This window comes from Kitasatospora griseola (assembly GCF_044999035.1).
GTDB lineage: Bacteria > Actinomycetota > Actinomycetes > Streptomycetales > Streptomycetaceae > Kitasatospora > Kitasatospora griseola.
In genome coordinates, this window is record NZ_CP173360.1 from 3,715,046 (window position 1) to 3,733,743 (window position 18,698).

The following is an 18,698-nucleotide window of genomic DNA, read 5'->3' on the forward strand; positions in this document are numbered from 1 at the left end:
CCTTTTCGACGACTGAAGATCGGCGCGATGCCTAACGAGCCTTCCGACCCTCGGTCACCGGAACCCAACTCCGTAGCCCACACGTCACAATCCACTCGAACGAGTGAACCCCGCCGGTGTCGTACCCCTTCGGCAGACTGTCACCGTCCTGCCCCCCGCACCGAGGAGCCCGCACATGGCGTTCACCGACGAGACCTGGCGCCTGGTGCACGGCGAGGACCTGGTCGGCGAGATCCGCATCGACGACGCCGACTTCCCCTGGCTGCACGGCGAGTTCACCCCCGGCCCGGGCTGGCCGGGGTTCGCGCCCAGGTTCGCCGAGTGCCGCGAACTGGCCGAGGCCGAGGAGTGGGACGCCTGGGGCCGGATCCACCTGACACTGGAGCAGGAACTCACGCTGCACGCCCCGGAGGGCCCGATGGCGGAGTTCCTGCTGCACATCGAGCCGCCCCGGGCCTGGTTCCGCTTCAGCGAGGAGCCGTTCGAGGACGACTGAGTCCCTGTCAGCCGCCCTGCGGCCGGAAGACCCGGACCTCCGCCGTGCCGCTGCTCCAGTCGACCTGCCAGCCGCGGCGGGCGGCCAGGACGGCGAGGCCGTCGAGGCCGATGCCCCGGTAGTAGCGCCGGCGGATCGTCGTCCTGGGCACCAGTTCGTCGCCCTTGAACTTGTAGCGGTACTTGTTGGCGTTGAACTCCTGGTTCCTCCGCACGGTGGCCAGTCCCCGCTCGATCCCGCGGTCCAGCGCCCGCCCGGCCCAGGCCTCCCACTCCTCGCGGGTGCCCTGCCGCTCCAGGCGGTAACGGCTGGGCGTGAGAACGAACTTGGCCACGCCCGGCTCGGCCGTGCCGTCGAACGCCACCGAGTTGTCCAGGAAGTCCCAGACGATCCGGAACGGCAGCCAGAACCACTGCAGGCCGAACTGGAGCCACAGCCCGGGCGCGGAGCGACGTGGCAGCGGGCCGGTGTTCAGGCCGGGCGGGGCCGGTGGGTGCCAGGTGCTCATCCGAACGCCTCCGTGATCTTCGCCTGGTCCGGCCCGGGCAGGGCGGTCGCGGGCTGCGTGCCGGGCCGGTCGTACACCACGGTCTCGACCAGGCCCGCGAGCATCGTCACGTACTCGGGGAAGTCGATCAGCATGGGCGTGCTGATGGTCATGGTGACCAGGGTGTCCGCACCCGGCACCGGGATGTACGCGGACGCCTGGGCCAGTTCGAGCTTCGCCTTGTTCCCGAACTCGTCGTCGACCTCGGCGAGCGACCCGGCGACGGCGACCACCACCGGGCCGACCGGGGCGGGCACCCGGAACACCTCGTTGGCGGGGTCGAGGGAGAGCATGTCCTGGATCGCGGCGGCGACCGTGTCGGCGTCCGCGGTGTCGGCCTGGTCGGCCTGGATGACCAGGGTGGCGACGGTGACCCGGTCGTCCTCGGTGCCGGCCAGCAGGAAGCCGGAGTAGACCGCGCCCTCCTCGCCGGCGGTGGCGGCGATGTCGCTGTACCAGGAGGCGACGGTGCTGCGCTGGAACTCGGTGCCGCCGCACCAGATCTCGGCGGCCACTTCGGCGAGGTGCGCCTCCCGCTCCTGCTCGGGCAGTTCGACGCCAAGCGAGTGGAACTGGGCCGGCACCACCCACCGGATGTCGAGCGCGTCGTCCGGGAGGATGTCGGCCGGAAGACTCTCGGCCGGGCCGTTCTGCGGGGTCGTCACGAGGTCACTTCCTGGTACAGGGTGGGCGCGTGCATGATCAGGCCACTGCCCTTCATGCCGATCTGGGTGCCGCGCGACCACCACGACTCGACCGGGAGCGAGAAGACCTTCTGGCCGTCCTCACCGAGCGAGCCGATGCCGGGCAGCTTCTTCAGCGGGGTCTTGGTGAACAGCGGAGTGAGCACCTTGTTGTGCAGCAGGCCGCCCTCCAGATGGGTGGCCTTGATGGCCTGCCCGGCTTCCATCAGCTTCGCTCCGCCGGCCGCCAGGCCCTCGCCCTTGGCGATGGCCGTGACGCCCTTGGCGGCGCCCCCGATGCCCTTGGCGGCACCGCCCACGAACGGCACCACGCCGACGCCGTCCAGCGCGATGGTGGTCCAACTGACGTCCGCACCGCCGAGTTTGGCCATCCCGTGCGCACCGAGCGCGACCGCGGACGCGCCGCCGGCCGCAACGCCGAGGGCGGCGGACAGCGGCGGGCACCACAGGGTGGCGAGGGCCGCGATGCCGAGCACCGCCGAGACGCCGCCCGCGATGTCGCCGATCTTCTTCAGCAGGTCGGCGTGCTTGGTGGCCCAGTCCTTGATCTTCTTGCCGACGCTCTTGAAGCCGTTGCCGATCTTCTCCCAGGCGCTGATCTCGGGAGCGTTCTGGTTGGCCCGGCGGAGCGCCTTCGCGGTCCGGTCGGCGTCGTCCTGGTGGTGCTCGTGCAGTTCCTTGGCCTGCTTGACGATCGCTTCCAACTCGTCCTTGATGGCCCGGAGCTCGCGGTTGGCGTCCTCCAACTGGCGTTCGGCGGTGCTGTATTCGGCGCTCGCCGCGTCGATCCGGCGCTGGGCGTCGGCGAGCGCGGCGTCGTCGTCGAACCGCTTGCCGATCAGCGCGAACGCCGGGGAGTCGGCCGCCAGGTCGAACCGTTCGACGGCGTTCTGCTTGACGTTCTCCGCGTTCTCCATCCGGCGCTTGGCCTCGGCCGCCTCGGCCTCGTAGCGCCGGGCCACCCCCTGGTACGAGACCAGCTGGTTCTTCCAGCTGTCGAGCTGGCCGGAGGCCTGCCGCATCGCGTCGACGCTGTCGGCCAGGTAGCGCGGCAGTTCGCCGACCTTGCCGGCGAACGCCTTGGCGGCGTCGCCCTCCCAGACGCTGCCGCCCTGTCCGACGGCGACCAGGGTGCGGTGGGCGCTCTCCATCGCGACGGACGCCCGGTTGAGCTTGTCGACCAGGCCGTCGACGTTCTCGGGGCTGCCGGGGGCCGGGTCGAAGCCCAGGGTGGGGAAGTCGGCCTTGCTGCTCATGCGGCGGCTCCGGTGAACATGTCCCGGATCGCCTGGTCGGTCTCCGAGTAGCCCTTGCAGGTCTCCTGGAGCTTGCCCTCCAGGGCCTCGACGCCCTGCGAGATCCGGGTGATGGCGTCCTGCCAGCTGTCGTTGAAGTCGTCGCAGGCGTGGTCCAGGTTCTTGCTCCCGGTGGTCTTCGGACCGGTGTCCTTCATCGCGCGGAGCGCCTCGCGCATGTCCTGCTGACTGCTCTTCAGCTGCTTCACCAGCCGGTCGAGTTCGCTCACTTCGACCCGGAAGTAGGCCCCCATGCTGCGCTGATCCCCTCTGGGCCCGAGCAGAGCGACGCGACGCCCACTCCCGTGGCCGTGCGCGCATTCCGCAAGGACGCCTTTGCCGTTCCTTCACATGAGGCGTCCGAGCGGTCGACGCCCCCGCGTCCGCGCCGGACCGACCTGGGTATTCGTGGAATGCGAGGCCCCGGCGCACGGTGGCGGTCTTTGCCGAACTCCGGTTCGGCGCTCGAACACCAAAGCGCAGATTACCTTCCGCCCGCGAAGGGTCGACCCGCCGGGGCGTCGGGGCAGGCTGTCAGGGCAGTGCGAGCGCGAGCGGCTGCGCGGGGCTGCGGGGGTCGAGGCGGTAGCTCCAGTCGGCGGGCACCAGCAGGCACTGGGAGGCGCGCAGGCGCAGCGTGCTGCGGCGGGCGGCGGAGCCCGGGGGCGGGCTCAGGTGGATCTCGGCGGCGGCGCGGCGCTGCACCAGCAGCACCGCGGAACGGCCGCGCTGCCACGGCCCGGCGGGCCGCTCGGGGACGGGCCGGACGGGGCGGGCCAGTTCGCGTTCCAGCGCGGCGGCCAGTGCGCCGGCCGAGCCGTCCGGCGCCGGCTCCTGTTCGGTCCACAGCAGCGCGGGGGCGGAGCGGGCGGCGGAGCCCCGCAGGAAGGCCGCCAACTCCGCGACCTGGCCGCCCGGTTCCGGGGACGGCCGGCCCTCCCCCTCGTACCACTGCACGTGCTGCCCCCTCCGGACCGGGCACCGGACCGTCTCCGGCACCGAGAACCATCCTGGGCGGGGGCGCATCTGACGGCCAGTCACGAGATCGCGCGACACCGGACCCGCGTCGCCGCACCGCAAGGGTCGTGGCCTTTGCCCCGGTTCAGTCCGGTTCGCCCCCTGGTCACTTTGCTGCCAGCGCAGTTGATGAGGTGGGCGCACGGTGGTCCCGGGGCGGTCCGCCCGGACATGCTGGGTGCAGGCCGATCAACGCCGGGCGGGCCGCCCGGCAGGCCCGCTCCCCACACCCCGCAACCGCCCTCGGAGGCCTCCATGAAGCGCGCCCTCGCCCTCGTCGCCGTCACCGCCGCCGCCCTGTTCGCGGCCGCTCCGCTGGCCTCCGCCACCGCCGTGCCCGCCCCGGCCGGGTCCGCCACGCAGCTGTCGGTCGGGCTGCCGAACACCCCGCTCGACGGCGACACCTCGTGGGGCGGCGCCTGCGAGACGCCCCTCTGCAAGCCCTGGTCCTGACCGCCCCCACCACCTCGCCCCGGGAGTCCTCCATGCACACCATCGGCATCGCGTTCAGCCGCCGCGAGCTCCAGGTCCTGCACCTGGTCGGCGAGGGCGCCAGCTACGCGACGATCGCCCGCCGGCTGGGTCTCAGCCCGCACACCGTCGACACCTATCTGCGCCGGATCCGCGCCAAGTCCGGTGTCAGCTCACAGGTCCAGCTCGCCCTGCTGGCCTCCCGACTGCCCACGCAGCCCGCGCAGGCCGCCGCCTGAGCGCAGGGGGTGCAGCTGGGTACACCCCGGCCGGGCAGGTGGCTGCAATGGCACGGGGCCGCCCGCCCGGGATCGTCATGGGTGACACGACGATCCCGACCGAGAGGCGAACTCCCGTGCAAGAACGACGACCTGGCTGGCTCGGCCCCGCCGCGCTCTTCCTGACCGCGACCGTCATGGCCTCCGGCCTGATGCTGGCCCTCCAGCCGCTCACCGGACTGCCCGGCGAGGTCCTCGAACTGGTGCAGTTCGGCCCGGCGGTGGGCGTGGCCGTGGTCGCCCTGGTGCGGCCGTCGCAGGTGCGGGGCCTGCTGACGGCCGGCGGGGCGCGCGGCCCGCGCGGGGCGGTGCTGCTGAGCGCCCTGGCGATCATCGCGGTGGCGGTGGCCGGTTCGCTGCTGCTGCACGGCAGCGTCCCGGTGCGCGACCCGAACGGGCTGGTCGCCCCGTTCTGGGTGGTGGCAGTGGCCCAGTTCGTGGGCGCGTGCGGCGAGGAGATCGGCTGGCGCTGCTTCCTCCAGCCGCTGCTGCGGACCAGGTTCGGGCCGCTCGGCTCGTCCGTGGCGGTCGGCCTGCTCTGGGGCTGCTGGCACATGCAGATCTTCGCGGCGGCCCCGGCGTACGCGGCCGGCTTCCTGGCGGCGACCACCGCCATGTCGGTGCTGCTGGGCCTGGCCTGGGAGCGGATCGGCGCCCACCGGCTGCTGGTGGCCGGCGGCTTCCACACCCTGGTGAACCTGGGCATGCTGCTGTTCCTGGACGAGGAGTCCGGCGTGGTGGAGCCGATGGTGCTGTTCGGCGTCGCCGGCGTGCTGGTCGCCCTGCCCTGGGTCCTGGCCGCCCTGCGCCCGGCCCGCACGGATAGGCTCGCGACGACATGACGGATCGACAGAAGCGTTTCCGGGGGCCGCTGGTCGCCCTCGTCCGCTGCCAACTGCTCTCGCTGGCGTCCCTGGTGACGTCGCTGCGGTCGCTCGCGGTGCTCGGCGCGCTGGCGCTGCTGCCGGTCGGCGCGGGTCTGCCGCTGCTGCCGCCCGCCGCCCGCATGCTGCGCCGCGGCAGCGACCTCGAACGCGACCGCACCGCCCGCTGGACGGGCACCGTGATCGACGCGCCCGAACCGCTGCCCACCGCGCCGACCGTCACCGGCCGGGGGGCGGCGGTGCTCGGCTCGACCGCGTTCTGGCGCGACGTGGCCTGGTGCTGCTTCGGCCCGTGGAGCACCGGCATGCTGGTCTCCGTCCCGCCGACGCTGGTCGGCTACGGCCTGTTCGGCGCCGTGGCGCAGCCGTTCCTGTGGCCGTACCTCGGCCCGGGCAACTGGTACGCCTTCATACCGGTCGAGTCCACGGCCACCGCGATCGCCGCCGCCGCCCTCGGCCTGGGCTTCGTCGCGGCGGGCCTGTGGCTGTCCGTCCCGGCGCTGGTCCGCTACGGGGAGTGGACCGGGCGGCTGCTCGGCGACCCGTACGCGGCCCGGCTGGAGCGGCGGATCGGCCAGCTGACGGACAGCCGGGCCGACGCGCTGGACACCCAGGCCGCCGAGCTGCGCCGGATCGAACGCGACCTGCACGACGGCGCGCAGGCCCGGCTGGTCGCCCTCGGCCTGACCCTCGACCAGGCCGACCGGTTGGTGGACAGCGACCCGACCGCCGCCCGCCGCCTGCTCGGCGAGGTCCGGGCCAGCTCCGAGCGGGCCCTGCAGGAACTGCGCGACCTGGTCCACGGCATCCTGCCGCCGGTGCTCGCCGACCGCGGCCTGCCCGACGCCGTCCGCTCGCTCGCCCTGGACGCCTTCCTGGACGTCGAGGTGGACGCCGAGCTGCCCGGCCGGCTGCCCGCCGCCGTCGAGGGCGCCGCCTACTTCGCGATCGCCGAACTGCTCGCCAACGCGGGCAAGCACTCCGGCGGCAGCACCGTACGGATCCGGCTGCGCTGCGCCGACGGCCTGCTGCGCGCCACCGTCACCGACGACGGCCGGGGCGGCGCCGACCCGGCCCGCGGCTCCGGCCTGGCCGGGGTGCGCCGCCGACTGGCCGCCTTCGACGGCACCCTCGCCCTGGTCAGCCCGCCGGGCGGACCGACCACCGCGACCCTGGAGCTCCCGTGCGCGTCGTCCTCGCCGAAGACCTCTTCCTCCTCCGTGACGGCCTGAGCCGCACTCTCGCCGAACACGGTTTCGAGGTCGCCGCCGCCGTCGAGACCGGCCCCGAACTGCTGCGCGCCCTGCGCGAGTTGCGGCCGGACGTGGCCGTGGTCGACATCCGGCTGCCGCCCACCCACACCGACGAGGGCCTGCAGGCCGCGCTGACCGTCCGCCGCGAACGCCCCGCCCTGCCGGTGCTGGTGCTGTCCCAGTACGTCGAGCAGCTGTACGCCCAGGAGCTGCTCGCCGACGGGCACGGCGCGGTCGGCTACCTGCTCAAGGACCGGGTCACCCACACCGCGCAGTTCGTCGACGCCGTCCGCACCGTCGCATCCGGAGGCACCGTGATGGACCCGCAGGTGATCGCCCGCCTGATGGCCCGCTCCACCGCCCGCGGCACCACCGCCGACCTGTCGCCCCGCGAACTCGACGTGCTGCGCCTGATGGCCGAGGGCCGCTCCAACGCCGCCGTGATGGCCGAACTGCACATCAGCGAGAGCGCGGTGGCCAAACACACCGCCGCGATCTTCGGCAAGCTCCGGATCGACAACACCCCCGACGCCAACCGCCGGGTACTGGCCGTCCTCGCCTACCTGAAGCGCTGACCGCCCCGCCGATACCGCAGACCCCGGCCCGCCCCCGGCGGGCCGGGTCCTCGCACACCCACGCCCGGCCCACTGACGGGCCGCCGCCCCGAACGCAAGAAGTCCCGCCCGGATCACCCGGGCGGGACTTCTGTTGGTGGAGCTGAGGGGATTCGAACCCCTGACCCCCTCGATGCGAACGAGGTGCGCTACCGGACTGCGCCACAGCCCCAACAAGAAGAACTCTATCACCCCTGAAGAGGTACTCATGACCATGGTCGCGACGGCCGGATGACAGGACGTCCGGACCGCCGGCACCGCAGCGGGGTGGGACAACGCGAACGCCCCGCGCAGGTGGCGGGGCGTTCGGGGGTGCGGGCTACTCGTTGGCGGCGCGGGGCGGGCGGTACTCGGGGGCCGACTGCTGGCCGGGCTCGCCGTACTGGTCGAACAGCGGGGTGACGGGGCGGCCGGAGTCCCAGGTGCCGGGGGCGGAGAGGTCGAGGCCCCGAGTGACCCGGGGGGCCACGGGGGCGGTGACGTAGGTGGGCAGCGGGACGGGGACGGGCTCCCAGGAGTCGGGGCCGGCCGCGGCGCGGGCCCGGACGCCGTCGACCCACTCCTCGTGCTCGGTGGCGTCGGCGAGGACGCTGGCCGGGGTCGCGGGCTCGGTCGCCACGTCGGCGGCGTGGGGTGCGGTCGCGGGCTCGGCCGCCCGGGCCCGCTCGCGCTCCCGCAGCCGCTCGGCGGCCTGCGCGGCCCGCACCCGGTCGAACTTGACCTCGTAACGCTGCCGTTCGAGCCGGCGCAGGTGTCCGATGTAAAGAGTGAGGAGGATGCCTGGCACGGCCGGCACCCAGAGGAACGCGAAACCGGCCACCGCGGCGACGACCGCGCCGAGCGCGAAGGCGAGGAAGAGCAGGGTGACCATCCGCCGCCGTCTGGCCAGCAGCCGGGCCCGCCGTTCGGCGGAGCGCCGCTCGTCCTGCTCGCCCCGGTCCCGCTCGCGCTTCCCGGCCCGGTCCGCGCCCGACTCGACAACCGGGTCCGGCTCCGCGGGCACGACGGGTTCCGCAGGCACGACGGGCTCCGCCGGGACCGCCGCGGCGGGCCTGGTGGGAACGTCCGCGGGGTCGACGGGGGCCCCGTCCGGCTCACCGGCGGGGTGCTGCTGGTCGGCGGTCTGTTCGCCGAGGACTCGGGCCGCGCGCCGTTCCATGGCCGATCGCCCGGCCAGCAGGCGGATCGCGGTACTGAAGCGTTCCGTCGGACGCGACTCGTTGAGCTCGTCCTGCCTGCGGAGCCACATCGGCACCAGATAGGCGGCCCAGGCCCCTACGATGACCGCGTAGATAAGGCCGCTGCTGCTCACGTTTCACACGGTACGGGCGCGGGGTAAGGCGCTGCAGCAATTTGGGACGGCGTGTCGTGCGATCAAGCTGATTCTCAGACTATTTTGCCGGTATTTGTGACGGCTCGCCCCGGCCCCGGCGACCCGCCGATGCCATATCGATATCTATTTTTCGAACAAATATTCAATTCCCCTGGGACGGCCCGCTCCTGAGGGCGTGCCAGCGCCGCAGCAGACCGTCGGCGGCCTCGTCGGCGGTCAGCGCGTAGACCAGGTGGTCGCGCCAGTCGCCGTCGATGTGCAGATAGCGGGGGCGCATTCCCTCCGCGCGGAAGCCGAGTTTCTCCACCACCCGGCGGCTGGGCCGGTTCTCGGGGCGGATGCACACCTCGACCCGGTGCAGCGCCAGGTCACGGAAGCAGTGGTCGACGGCGAGCGCGACGGCGGTCGGCATGATGCCGCGGCCGGCCACCGCCTCGTCCACCCAGTAGCCGACGTTGGCGGAGCACATCGAGCCCCAGGTGATCCCCCCGACGGTCAACTGGCCGACCAGGCGGCCGCGGTAGAGCACCACGAAGGGCAGCATCCGGCCGGCCGCGGCCTCCCCGCGCAGGTAGCGGACCATCTGCCGGAAGGTGGGCCGGGGCAGCGGGGCGCGACCGGCCGGGGCGGGCGGGACGGTGGCCTCCCAGCGGCGCAGCCAGTCCCGGTTGCGCCGGCTGACCTCCTGCCACTCGGCCTGGTCGCGGCGGCGGATGGGCCGCAGCACGACGTCCCCCTCGACCAGCTCGGTCGGCCATCCCGCGTTCAGTGCGCACCGCCCGCGGGGCGCGGATGGTCGCCGCCGGCCAACTGGTCGACGGCGTGCGGCAGCAGCGGGGCGAGGACGGCGAGGCCGTCCCGGACGCCGCCGGTGGAGCCGGGCAGGTTGACGATCAGGGTGCGTCCGGCGCAGCCCGCCAGGCCGCGGGAGAGCGCCGCGGTCGGCACCTTCTCGCGGCCGTACGCACGGATCGCCTCGGGGATTCCGGGGAGCTGCCGGTCGATCACCCGGGCGGTCATCTCGGGCGTGAGGTCCTGCGGGGAGATGCCGGTGCCGCCGGTGGTGAGCACCACGTCGTACCCGGCGGCGACGGCCTCGCGCAGCACGGCCTCGACGGGGTCGCCGTCGGGGACGACCGTCGGGCCGTCGACCGCGAAGCCCAGCTCGCGCAGGCCGGCGACCAGCAGCGGCCCGCCCCGGTCCTCGTACACCCCGGCCGCGGCCCGGTTGGAGACGGTGACGGCGAGCGCCTTCATCGGGCGTCCTCGCGCACCCAGTCGCCGCTCTTGCCGCCGGTCTTGCTGAGCACCCGGACGTCCTCGATGGCGGCGGCCTTGTCGACGGCCTTGACCATGTCGATGACGGTGAGCGCGGCGGTCGCGACGGCGGTGAGCGCCTCCATCTCGACGCCGGTGCGGTCGGCGGTGCGGACGGTGGCGGTGATCTCGACGGCGGTGTCGGTGACCGCCAGGTCGACGGTGGTGCCGGTGAGCGCGATCGGGTGGCAGAGCGGGATCAGGTCGGGCGTCCGCTTGGCGCCCATGATGCCGGCGATCCGGGCGACGGCGAGCGCGTCGCCCTTGGGGACGCCCTCGCCGCGCAGCAGTTCGACCACCCGGGGGGCGACCCGGACGCGTCCGGCCGCCACCGCGACCCGGGTGGTGGCGGCCTTCTCGGAGACGTCGACCATCCGGGCGGCGCCGGTGTGGTCGACGTGCGTGAGGCGGTCGCCGGGGGATGTGTCGGTCACGAATGGGCTCCAGTAACGCGGTGCGAATCTCGCGCTACCGTACCGCCCCGTCCGGGTCAGTCCGTGAGAAGGACCACATCGACGGTGCTGCCGGCCGGCAGCGCGGTGGTGTCCTCGGGCACCGTGATCAGGCAGTCGGCCTGCGCCAACGCCCCGACCAGGTGCGATCCTTCGCCGCCGACCGGGCTGACGGCGCCGTCCGCCGGACGGTACCGGCCGCGCAGGAACTGCCGTCGCCCGGCCGGGGAGCGCAGCGCGGCGGTGGTGGCGGCGCGCACCACGGGCCGGTGCACGTCGGGCGCGCCGAGCATGGTGCGGATGACGGGGCGGACGAACAGCTCGAACGAGATGTACGCGCTGACGGGGTTGCCGGGCAGCGCGAGCAGCGGCACGCCCCGCTCGCCGCCGATCCGGCCGTAGCCCTGCGGCTTGCCGGGCTGCATCCGCAGCCGCCGGAAGTCCACCCCGGCGTAGTCCGCGAACACCTCCTTGACCACGTCGTACGCGCCGACCGAGACGCCGCCGCTGGTGACGATCAGGTCGGCCCGGCCGAGCTGGTCCTCCAGCACCGCGCGCAGCGTCGCCGCGTCGTCGGGGACGCCGCCGACCCGGTAGGCGACCGCGCCGGCGGCGATCGCGGCGGCGGTCAGGGTGAAGGAGTTGGAATCGTGGATCCGGCCGGGGCCGGCCTCCTCGCCGGGCTGGACGAGTTCGCTGCCGGTGGAGAGCACCACCACTCGGGGCCGGGGGCGGACCCGGACGGTGGCCCGGCCGATCGCGGCCAGCAGGCCGAGCTGGGTGGGGCCGAGCACGGCGCCGGCCTCCAGCACGGTGTCCCCGGCGGTGACGTCGCTGCCGCGGCGGCGGATGAACGCGCCCTCCGCGACCGGGCGCAGCACCCGCACCTCGTCGCCGGGGACGCCCTCGTCGCCGCCCATCGTGTCGGCGGCCTGCCCGGTGCCGGTGCCGCCGTCGGTCCATTCGACCGGGGCGACGGCCTCGGCGCCGGGCGGGACGGGTCCGCCGGTCATGATCCGGGCGGCCTGGCCCGGGCCGACCTTGGGCAGCTCGTCGGCGCCCGCGGCGATGTCGCCGACCACCGTGAGCACCGACGGGTACTGCTCGGTGGCCCGCACGGTGTCGGCGGTGCGCAGCGCGTAGCCGTCCATCGAGCTGTTGTCGAAGGGCGGCAGGTCGGCGCCGGCCCGCACGTCCTCGGCGAGCCGGCAGCCCTGCGCGTCCAGCAGGCGGAGTTCGATCGGCGGCAGCGGGGCCGCGGCGAACAGCACGTCGGCGAGGTGCTCGTCGACGCTCCACAGGCGCGGCGAGGCCGGGGAGCCGGCGCCCTCTCCGCAGGGGTCGTGCTTCCCGGTCATCGCCTCACACTCGCCTTCGTGGTGGGTCAGCCCTGCATCTCCGCGGCGACGAACTGCCGCAGCCAGGTCCGGAATTCGGGGCCGAGGTCGTCGCGCTCGGCGGCCAGCCGGACGATCGCGCGCAGGTAGTCGGCGCGGTCGCCGGTGTCGTAGCGGCGGCCCTTGAACAGCACGCCGTAGACCGGGCCGCCGGTGTTCTCGTCGCGGGTGGCGAGTTCGCGCAGCGCGTCGGTCAGCTGGATCTCGCCGCCGCGGCCGGGCGGGGTCTCGCGCAGCACGTCGAAGACGGCCGGGTCGAGCACGTAGCGGCCGATGACCGCGTAGTTGGACGGGGCGTCGGCGGTGTCGGGCTTCTCGACCAGGTCGGTCACCTGGAAGACGTCCTCGCCGAAGCCGTTGGCCTTGACGGCGGCGCAGCCGTACAGGTGGATCTGCGCGGGGTCGACCTCCATCAACGCGACCACGGAGCCGCCGAGTTCCTGCTGCACCTCGATCATGCGGGCCAGCAGCGGGTCCCGGGGGTCGATCAGGTCGTCACCGAGCAGGACGGCGAACGGCTGGCCGGCGACGTGCTGTTCGGCGACCGAGACGGCGTGGCCGAGGCCCTTCGGGTCGCCCTGGCGCACGTAGTGCATGTTCGCCAGCTGCACGGACTCCTGGACGCGGCGCAGCCGGTCGTGGTCGCCCTTGCGGGTGAGCAGCTCCTCCAGCTCGTACGCGCGGTCGAAGTGGTCTTCCAGAGCACGCTTGTTGCGACCGGTGACCATCAGTATGTCGGACAGTCCGGCCGAGGCAGCCTCCTCCACGACGTACTGGATGGCCGGCTTGTCCACGACCGGGAGCATCTCCTTCGGCGTGGCCTTGGTGGCGGGGAGGAACCTGGTGCCGAGGCCGGCAGCGGGGACGACTGCCTTGGTGACCGGCGTGCGGGCGTGCTTGTTCGTCATGCGTCGACCTTACTAAGGCAGGGATTCCACCCTGCTGAGAGGCGGGTGAATCTACGGTCAAGGCCGGTCACCGGTCGGGCGGGGGCCGCCGGTGGTCGCGTGCGGGGTGAGGGAGTCCTCGCCGGGGCCGGGAGACACCTTACCGGGCACCGATGAAGCGCCCGGACCGCCCAACACTGGCTCGCCGGGCGGAGCGGGACGCCAGCAGTCCCCGCCGGCCGCCCGGGCCTCGGCCAGCGCGCGGTCCGCCGCCCGCAGCAGGACGGCGGCGTGCGCGCCGTCCCGGGGAAGCACCGCCAGACCGATCGCGGCGGTCAGCCCGCTGCGGGCCTCCGGGTCGGCCGGCTCGCCCGGGTGGCGGTCCGTCAGCCGGTGCCTGCGCACCGACCAGCAGAGCCGCTCGGCGACCTGGGTGGCGCCCTCCGGGGCGGTGTCCGGCAGCAGCACCAGGAACTCCTCCCCGCCGTATCGGCCCAGCGTGTCGCAGCTGCGGATCTCCACCGCCAGCCGCTGGGCGAGGTCGCGCAGCATCCCGTTGGCACGCGACCGGCCGTGCTCGGCGACCAGCCCGTCGAACCCGACCAGCTCCACCATCAGCACCGACAGCGGGCGCGGCTCGGCGGCCGTGGCCTCGGCCCGCCGGGCCCGCTCGATCTCCTGGTCCAGGGTCAGCTGGAGATGCCGGTAGTTCCACACCCCGGTGAGCGGGTCGCAGGACGCGGTCCGACGCAACTCGTCCCGTTCCGCCGCCAGTTCCGCGATCTTCGCCAGAAGTTCCGCCTCCCTCCCGCCCTGCCCGGCCCCTGCCCGGCGGCGGCGCAGCACGGTGACACCGGCCGCGACCGGGGCGGCCGCGCCGAGCACGGCCAGGGCCTGGAGCAGGAGCGGGGTGGACATGCGGCGGCCTCGACGTGTCAGGCTCGTGTCACTGTGAATGACAGAGCTGAAGGGATACGGGTGGTGTCTGCAGATCAGTTGTCCAACGACAAGGTGGCACTGAGGTCACGGCTGCTCGCCGAGCGGCGGGCCCTCACCGCCGAACAGCGGGCCGCGGCGGCCCGCGCACTGGCTGCGTACGCGACGGACCTCGTCCCGCCCGGCAGCACCGTCGCCGCCTACGTCTCGGTCGGCGCCGAACCCGGCACCCGCCCGCTGCTCGCCGCGCTGGCCGCCGCCGGCGTCCGCGTGCTGCTGCCGGTCCTGCTGCCCGACAACGACCTGGACTGGGCCCCCTACGAGAGCGAGGCCCGGCTCGCACCCGCCACCCGGGGCCTGCTCGAACCCCTCGCCCCCCGCCTCGGCCCCGACGCCGTCCGCACCGCCGACGTCGTCCTCCTCCCCGGCCTCGCCGTCGACGCCCACGGCATCCGCCTCGGCCGCGGCGGGGGCTCCTACGACCGCGTCCTCGCCCGTCTGGCCCGCGCCGACGCCCACCCCCTCCTCGCCACCCTCCTCTACCCCCACGAACTCCTCCCCGCCGTCCCCACCGAACCCCACGACCACCCCGTCCACGCCGTCATCACCCCGACCGGCATCACCCGCTTCACCGCCTGACGGAGCGAAGAACAGGACGCGAGGACAAGCCACCCGACGGAACGCGACAGGCACCGGCCAACACGCCGTCGACGGACCCGGACAGAGCCCCCGACGGAACCCGGGCCGACCGGGGCGCCTCCCGCCGGCATGGAGCGAGGACCCCGGAAAGCCCGTCCGTCACCACCGGACCGCACATCGACAGGCACCGGACGAAACCCGGTGCCAGGCCGAAGGCGGCGATCCCGCCTGCGCCGGCGGTTCGGACAGCCGGCCCGTCGACCACGCCCCGCACTTGAACCACGGCCCTCCACGGCCGGTGTCCCCCGGTTCACGGCGGGCCCGGTCCGGGCCGCAGGCGAAACCGGCCGACGAAGCTCGACACCCGGGCCCGAGGCAGCAAACACCTGCCGACGCACCAACGCCCGTCTGCGGGAAGTCCGCCGCCGGCGCCGAGCCGCAAGCGCTCGGGTTGACCGGCGTACCGCCCGCCGACACTGCCGCGCCCGCGGGAACCCGGCCCGCCGGCCCGACGAAACCCGGCCCGAAAGCAGCCACCCGACGGAGCCTGGCGCCAGACCGAAGACGGCAATCAGCCGCCCGGAGCACCGACGGCGATCCCACCTGCAGAACCGGACCACAAGCGAACCGGCCGACGAAGCTCGGCACCCGGGCTTCGGGTTGACCGGCGTGCCGCCCACCGGCACTGCCGCGCCCGCGGGAAGTCCGCCCGCCGGCCCGACGAAACCCGGCCCGACAGCAGCCACCCGACGGAGCCTGGCGCCAGACCGAAGACGGCAATCAGCCGCCCGGAGCACCGACGGCGATCCCACCTGCAGAACCGGACCACAAGCGAACCGGCCGACGAAGCTCGGCACCCGGGCCCGAGGCAGCAAACACCTGCCGACGCACCAACGCCCGTCTGCGGGAAGTCCGCCGCCGGCGCCGAGCCGCAAGCAGCCCTCGGGCCGACCGGCATACCGCCCGCCGGCACTGCCGAGCCTGCGGGAAGCCGGCCCAGAAGCAGCCGCCCGACGCGCGCGGAGTGTCGGCACGCGGCCCGGAGCGCGTCGCGACTCGCCCCGCCCCCACAAGCAGGGCGGCCGAGGTGACCCGATCCAGAAACAGCCGGATGCAGCCCCCCGCAGGGGATCCCGCCTCCCTCGCCGGGCCGAACCGCGCGTCGGCGCCGTCGGAGGCCTCCGACGGCGCTGCGGAAAACGCCGGAGGCGGACCCCCGCTCGGGGAGTCCGCCTCCGGGTGGAGCGGGTCGGGCGTCAGCCAGCGGTGAGGGTGAGGGTGTTCTTGCCGGACTTGGTGACGGTGTCCTTGGTGTAGGCCCAGGGGAGGAGTTCGCCCTTGGTCCAGAGGTCGGTCTGGTCGTTGTAGTTGGGGTGGAAGGCGTGGCCGGAGGCGCCGCCGACGTTGATCCAGCGGGAGGCGTCGAAGTCGCTGAGGTCGACAACCATGCGCATGGAGGGGATCCAGTCGACGTCGTAGCCGGCGGCGGCGTTCCAGCCGGAGGCGTTGACCGCGGCGCTGCCGCCGGAGAGCTTGTAGGGGCCCCGGTTGAGCAGCTTGCGGATCGCGGGGGACGCGATCGAGGAGTCGTCGCTGCCGAGCGTGGGCTCCTGCAGGGTCAGCTGGTGGAGGCGGCCCCAGCTCCAGGTGGAGATGTCCTTGCCGAGGCGCGAGGTGAGGTCCTGGCGGGCGTCCTTGAGGGCCTCGGCGAGCATGTTGTTCAGGCCGTGCTGCTGCTGGTGGTTGGAGTCGATGTAGTCCCACCACTGCGACTTGGGGTCGCCGAGCTGCTGGCGGACGACCTCGGTCCAGCGGTCGCCGCCGTCCGGCTGGGCCAGCGAGGGCTTGCGGGTGCCGCACTCGGTGACGGCCTGCGCGGCGCCGTTGAGGGCGTCGTCGGGGAGCGTGTTGTCGCGCTTCTGGCGGACCAGCAGGCAGTCGCCCTTCACCCGCAGGTCGGCCGGGAACTTCTGGCCGAAGGAGAGCGTGAGCAGGGCCCGCCAGACGCCGTTGTAGTACGCGGCGGCGGCGGAGTCGGCGTCCTGGTGGTAGTTCCAGTCCTTCAAAAGGTCCTGGGCCTCGCGCACGTACGGGTCGTCGATCTTGATCTTCAGCAGCAGCGGGACGAGGTCCTTGGCGAGCACGCTGGTGTTGTCCAGCTGCATGGACTGCATGTCGTTCGGGGAGATCTTGCCGCCGTTCTTCAGCTTGGCCTGGATCTGGTCGGTGATCTCCTTGGCGCGGGTGCCGTACTCCCAGTCCTTGGTGAGCATCGGCTTGTAGGTCTCGTCGACCACGGCCTGGTTGGCCGTCACGATGTAGCCCTCGGGCGGGTTGTACGCGTAGGGCAGCGACTTGAACGGCAGGAAGTCGGTCTTCCAGGCGTAGCCGGAGTCCCAGCCGGGGGCGGGGTAGCGGCCGTCGCCCTTGCCGCGGACCGGGATCAGGCCGGGGGCCTGGTAGCCGATGTTGCCCTTGGTGTCGGCGTAGATGAGGTTCTGCGCGGGGACGGCGAAGTCCTGCGCGGCGAGCCGGAACGAGGCGAAGTCGGTGGCCCGGTCGAGCTTGAAGACGGCGTCCATGGTCTTGCCGGGGACGAGCGCGGTCCAGCGCAGCGCGACGCCGTAGCCGGTGGCCCGGTCGGGGGCGGCGTTGCCGGCGGGCGCGTTGCTGCCGACCTTCTGCTCCTCGGAGGACTGGTCGGAGATCATCGGCATGCCGTCCTGCGTGGTGCGGACGGTGATGGTGCGGTCCTCGCCGCCGGCGACCTTGATGGTCTCCTTGCGGACGGTGAACTTGGTGTCCTTGCCGTCGAGCAGGTAGGTGTCGGGGCCGGTGACCTTCTCCAGGTACAGGTCGGTGACGTCGGCGCCGAGGTTGGTGAAGCCCCAGGCGATGTCCTTGTTGTGGCCGATGACGACACCGGGCATGCCGGCGAAGGTGTAGCCGGCCACGTCGTAGTTGCAGCTGCTGGAGGTGCTGCGGCAGTGCAGGCCCATCTGGTACCAGATCGACGGCATGCCGGGGCCGAGGTGCGGGTCGTTGGCCAGCAGCGGCTTGTTGGTGGTGGTGTTGGTGCCGGAGACCACCCAGGAGTTGGAGCCGATGCCCTGCCCGTTGGGGCCGAGCAGCTGCGGCAGCTCCCCCATCCTGCCGGACAGGTCGCCGAGCAGCTGCTGGGTCACGGCCCGGGCCTGCGAGGTGCTCGCGGAGGTGGCGCTGCCGGACGGGGCGGGCACGGTGGCGCCCTCACCTGGGGTGTAGGTGCCGTCGGCGCCGACCTTGCCGGTCTTCACGATGGTGCCGTTGCGGTCGTACGGGTAGTCCGGGTAGAGCTGGGCGATCTGCTCGGCGCTGAAGTTCTGCGTCAGCAGCGAGCGGTCGATCTCCTCCTGCATGTTGCCGGACAGGCTCCAGGCCATCGCCTTCAGCCAGGCCACCGAGTCGACCGGGTCCCACTTCTCGGGCCGGTAGCCGGAGTTGACGGCGCCCAGCAGCGCGTACTCGACCGAGGCGCCGGCCCCGCCGGGGTGCTCGGCGAGCCAGGCGTTGACGCCCTCGGTGTAGGCCGTCAGGTTGCGCTTGGTGTCCTCGGACAGGACGTGGTCCCACTCCTTCTGGGCGACCTGGCGCCAGCCCATGGTGCGCAGGAAGCTGTCGTTCTCCACCGCGCTGGAGCCGAACATCTCGGCGAGCCGACCCGAGGTGATGTGCCGTCGGACGTCCATCTCCCAGAACCGGTCCTGCGCCTGGACGTAGCCCTGGGCGCGGAACAGGTCGGCGTCGGTGTCGGCGTACAGCTGCGGGATGCCCTTGTCGTCGCGCACCACGTCCACCGGAGCGGACATGCCGGGCACCGAGACGGTGCCGCTGACCTGCGGGAACGACGAGCGGACGGTGTCCACCGCCCACCAGCTGCCGCCGGCCAGACCCGCCACCAGCAGCACGGCCAGCAGGATCACGATCAGACGTGCGCGCCGGAACTTCTTCGAGCGGGGCATCCGAGTCCTTGTATGAGGGAGCGTGCGGCCGTGACAGGTCACCACATTAGGGCGACGGCACCGGCAGCCGTGCACGGGGGACACCGCCAGGCTGCGGCGGTGCCGTTCGGACCCTACCGGGCCGGGAGGAAAGCGGGGACTAGCGTAAAGATCAAGTAAAATGTTAGACTGAGTAAC

20 protein-coding genes and 1 tRNA gene are annotated in these 18,698 nt (G+C 73.2%); 7 read left to right on the forward strand and 14 right to left on the reverse strand.

Annotated features, from left to right (window positions below):
* Positions 1-175 precede the first annotated feature (175 nt).
* Positions 176-496: a hypothetical protein gene (locus tag ACI1MP_RS16615; RefSeq protein WP_380337994.1), complete on the forward strand. Its 321-nt coding sequence runs from the start codon at positions 176-178 to the stop codon at positions 494-496.
* Between the two features lie 7 nt (positions 497-503).
* Here the strand turns inward: ACI1MP_RS16615 and ACI1MP_RS16620 are convergent, their stop codons facing one another.
* The 5 genes from ACI1MP_RS16620 to ACI1MP_RS16640 form a co-directional block, all read right to left on the reverse strand.
* Positions 504-1,004, reverse strand: coding sequence for a hypothetical protein (locus ACI1MP_RS16620; RefSeq protein ID WP_380337996.1), 501 nt, complete (start codon positions 1,002-1,004; stop codon positions 504-506).
* Entirely contained in the window at positions 1,001-1,708 is a 708-nt protein-coding gene (locus tag ACI1MP_RS16625; protein WP_380337998.1) for a hypothetical protein, read from the reverse strand. The genes ACI1MP_RS16620 and ACI1MP_RS16625 overlap by 4 nt, the downstream gene beginning before the upstream one ends.
* Complete coding sequence (locus tag ACI1MP_RS16630) at positions 1,705-3,003, reverse strand: putative T7SS-secreted protein (RefSeq protein ID WP_100587397.1); 1,299 nt, start codon at positions 3,001-3,003, stop codon at positions 1,705-1,707. The genes ACI1MP_RS16625 and ACI1MP_RS16630 overlap by 4 nt, the downstream gene beginning before the upstream one ends.
* Entirely contained in the window at positions 3,000-3,296 is a 297-nt protein-coding gene (locus tag ACI1MP_RS16635; protein ID WP_100587398.1) for a hypothetical protein, read from the reverse strand. The genes ACI1MP_RS16630 and ACI1MP_RS16635 overlap by 4 nt, the downstream gene beginning before the upstream one ends.
* A 280-nt stretch (positions 3,297-3,576) precedes the next feature.
* Positions 3,577-3,999 (reverse strand): hypothetical protein, encoded by a 423-nt coding sequence (locus tag ACI1MP_RS16640; protein ID WP_380338004.1) that lies wholly within the window; start codon positions 3,997-3,999, stop codon positions 3,577-3,579.
* Positions 4,000-4,314: 315 nt separating this feature from the next.
* Here ACI1MP_RS16640 and ACI1MP_RS16645 point away from each other — a divergent pair, with 315 nt between their 5' ends.
* From ACI1MP_RS16645 to ACI1MP_RS16665, 5 genes are all read left to right on the forward strand, one after another.
* On the forward strand, positions 4,315-4,512 hold the full coding sequence (locus ACI1MP_RS16645; protein ID WP_380338006.1) for a hypothetical protein: 198 nt from the start codon (positions 4,315-4,317) through the stop codon (positions 4,510-4,512).
* A gap of 32 nt (positions 4,513-4,544) precedes the next feature.
* Complete coding sequence (locus ACI1MP_RS16650; protein WP_043915720.1) at positions 4,545-4,769, forward strand: response regulator transcription factor; 225 nt, start codon at positions 4,545-4,547, stop codon at positions 4,767-4,769.
* 116 nt (positions 4,770-4,885) lie between these two features.
* Entirely contained in the window at positions 4,886-5,650 is a 765-nt protein-coding gene (locus ACI1MP_RS16655) for a CPBP family intramembrane glutamic endopeptidase (protein WP_404868928.1), read from the forward strand.
* Positions 5,647-6,924, forward strand: coding sequence for a histidine kinase (locus ACI1MP_RS16660; RefSeq protein ID WP_380338013.1), 1,278 nt, complete (start codon positions 5,647-5,649; stop codon positions 6,922-6,924). The genes ACI1MP_RS16655 and ACI1MP_RS16660 overlap by 4 nt, the downstream gene beginning before the upstream one ends.
* The gene (locus ACI1MP_RS16665) at positions 6,876-7,520 is read left to right on the forward strand and encodes a response regulator transcription factor (RefSeq protein ID WP_043915717.1); all 645 of its coding nucleotides are present in this window, start codon (positions 6,876-6,878) and stop codon (positions 7,518-7,520) included. The genes ACI1MP_RS16660 and ACI1MP_RS16665 overlap by 49 nt, the downstream gene beginning before the upstream one ends.
* Before the next feature lie 134 nt (positions 7,521-7,654).
* Here the strand turns inward: ACI1MP_RS16665 and ACI1MP_RS16670 are convergent.
* The 8 genes from ACI1MP_RS16670 to ACI1MP_RS16705 all read right to left on the reverse strand — a co-directional run bounded on the left by ACI1MP_RS16670 (position 7,655) and on the right by ACI1MP_RS16705 (position 13,863).
* Positions 7,655-7,731, reverse strand: a tRNA-Ala gene (locus ACI1MP_RS16670).
* A 147-nt stretch (positions 7,732-7,878) separates the two neighbouring features.
* Positions 7,879-8,871 (reverse strand): gephyrin-like molybdotransferase receptor GlpR, encoded by a 993-nt coding sequence (glpR, locus tag ACI1MP_RS16675; RefSeq protein ID WP_380338019.1) that lies wholly within the window; start codon positions 8,869-8,871, stop codon positions 7,879-7,881.
* A gap of 163 nt (positions 8,872-9,034) precedes the next feature.
* Positions 9,035-9,661 (reverse strand): GNAT family N-acetyltransferase, encoded by a 627-nt coding sequence (locus ACI1MP_RS16680; protein ID WP_043915715.1) that lies wholly within the window; start codon positions 9,659-9,661, stop codon positions 9,035-9,037.
* Complete coding sequence (locus tag ACI1MP_RS16685) at positions 9,658-10,149, reverse strand: molybdenum cofactor biosynthesis protein B (RefSeq protein ID WP_043915714.1); 492 nt, start codon at positions 10,147-10,149, stop codon at positions 9,658-9,660. The genes ACI1MP_RS16680 and ACI1MP_RS16685 overlap by 4 nt, the downstream gene beginning before the upstream one ends.
* On the reverse strand, positions 10,146-10,583 hold the full coding sequence (moaC, locus tag ACI1MP_RS16690) for a cyclic pyranopterin monophosphate synthase MoaC (protein ID WP_043916743.1): 438 nt from the start codon (positions 10,581-10,583) through the stop codon (positions 10,146-10,148). The genes ACI1MP_RS16685 and moaC overlap by 4 nt, the downstream gene beginning before the upstream one ends.
* A gap of 116 nt (positions 10,584-10,699) precedes the next feature.
* A complete protein-coding gene (gene glp / locus ACI1MP_RS16695; RefSeq protein ID WP_404868929.1) occupies positions 10,700-12,019 on the reverse strand; it encodes a gephyrin-like molybdotransferase Glp in 1,320 nt (439 codons plus the stop codon).
* A gap of 26 nt (positions 12,020-12,045) precedes the next feature.
* Entirely contained in the window at positions 12,046-12,966 is a 921-nt protein-coding gene (gene galU, locus ACI1MP_RS16700) for a UTP--glucose-1-phosphate uridylyltransferase GalU (RefSeq protein WP_043915712.1), read from the reverse strand.
* Positions 12,967-13,023: 57 nt separating this feature from the next.
* Complete coding sequence (locus ACI1MP_RS16705) at positions 13,024-13,863, reverse strand: GGDEF domain-containing protein (protein ID WP_404868930.1); 840 nt, start codon at positions 13,861-13,863, stop codon at positions 13,024-13,026.
* A gap of 63 nt (positions 13,864-13,926) precedes the next feature.
* Here ACI1MP_RS16705 and ACI1MP_RS16710 point away from each other — a divergent pair, with 63 nt between their 5' ends.
* A complete protein-coding gene (locus tag ACI1MP_RS16710; protein ID WP_380338028.1) occupies positions 13,927-14,520 on the forward strand; it encodes a 5-formyltetrahydrofolate cyclo-ligase in 594 nt (197 codons plus the stop codon).
* Between the two features lie 1,256 nt (positions 14,521-15,776).
* Here ACI1MP_RS16710 and ACI1MP_RS16715 read toward each other — a convergent pair.
* Complete coding sequence (locus tag ACI1MP_RS16715; protein WP_404868931.1) at positions 15,777-18,521, reverse strand: penicillin acylase family protein; 2,745 nt, start codon at positions 18,519-18,521, stop codon at positions 15,777-15,779.
* Between the last annotated feature and the right edge of the window lie 177 nt (positions 18,522-18,698).

Bases quoted from the DNA above. Each gene is read 5' to 3' on its own strand.
- ACI1MP_RS16615 (WP_380337994.1), top strand. From the start codon at position 176: ATGGCGTTCACCGACGAGACCTGGCGCCTGGTGCACGGCGAGGACCTG.
- ACI1MP_RS16620 (WP_380337996.1), bottom strand. From the start codon at position 1,004: ATGAGCACCTGGCACCCACCGGCCCCGCCCGGCCTGAACACCGGCCCG.
- ACI1MP_RS16630 (WP_100587397.1), bottom strand. From the start codon at position 3,003: ATGAGCAGCAAGGCCGACTTCCCCACCCTGGGCTTCGACCCGGCCCCC.
- ACI1MP_RS16635 (WP_100587398.1), bottom strand. From the start codon at position 3,296: ATGGGGGCCTACTTCCGGGTCGAAGTGAGCGAACTCGACCGGCTGGTG.
- ACI1MP_RS16645 (WP_380338006.1), top strand. From the start codon at position 4,315: ATGAAGCGCGCCCTCGCCCTCGTCGCCGTCACCGCCGCCGCCCTGTTC.
- ACI1MP_RS16650 (WP_043915720.1), top strand. From the start codon at position 4,545: ATGCACACCATCGGCATCGCGTTCAGCCGCCGCGAGCTCCAGGTCCTG.
- ACI1MP_RS16660 (WP_380338013.1), top strand. From the start codon at position 5,647: ATGACGGATCGACAGAAGCGTTTCCGGGGGCCGCTGGTCGCCCTCGTC.
- ACI1MP_RS16685 (WP_043915714.1), bottom strand. From the start codon at position 10,149: ATGAAGGCGCTCGCCGTCACCGTCTCCAACCGGGCCGCGGCCGGGGTG.
- moaC (WP_043916743.1), bottom strand. From the start codon at position 10,583: ATGGTCGACGTCTCCGAGAAGGCCGCCACCACCCGGGTCGCGGTGGCG.
- glp (WP_404868929.1), bottom strand. From the start codon at position 12,019: ATGACCGGGAAGCACGACCCCTGCGGAGAGGGCGCCGGCTCCCCGGCC.
- galU (WP_043915712.1), bottom strand. From the start codon at position 12,966: ATGACGAACAAGCACGCCCGCACGCCGGTCACCAAGGCAGTCGTCCCC.
- ACI1MP_RS16705 (WP_404868930.1), bottom strand. From the start codon at position 13,863: ATGTCCACCCCGCTCCTGCTCCAGGCCCTGGCCGTGCTCGGCGCGGCC.
- ACI1MP_RS16715 (WP_404868931.1), bottom strand. From the start codon at position 18,521: ATGCCCCGCTCGAAGAAGTTCCGGCGCGCACGTCTGATCGTGATCCTG.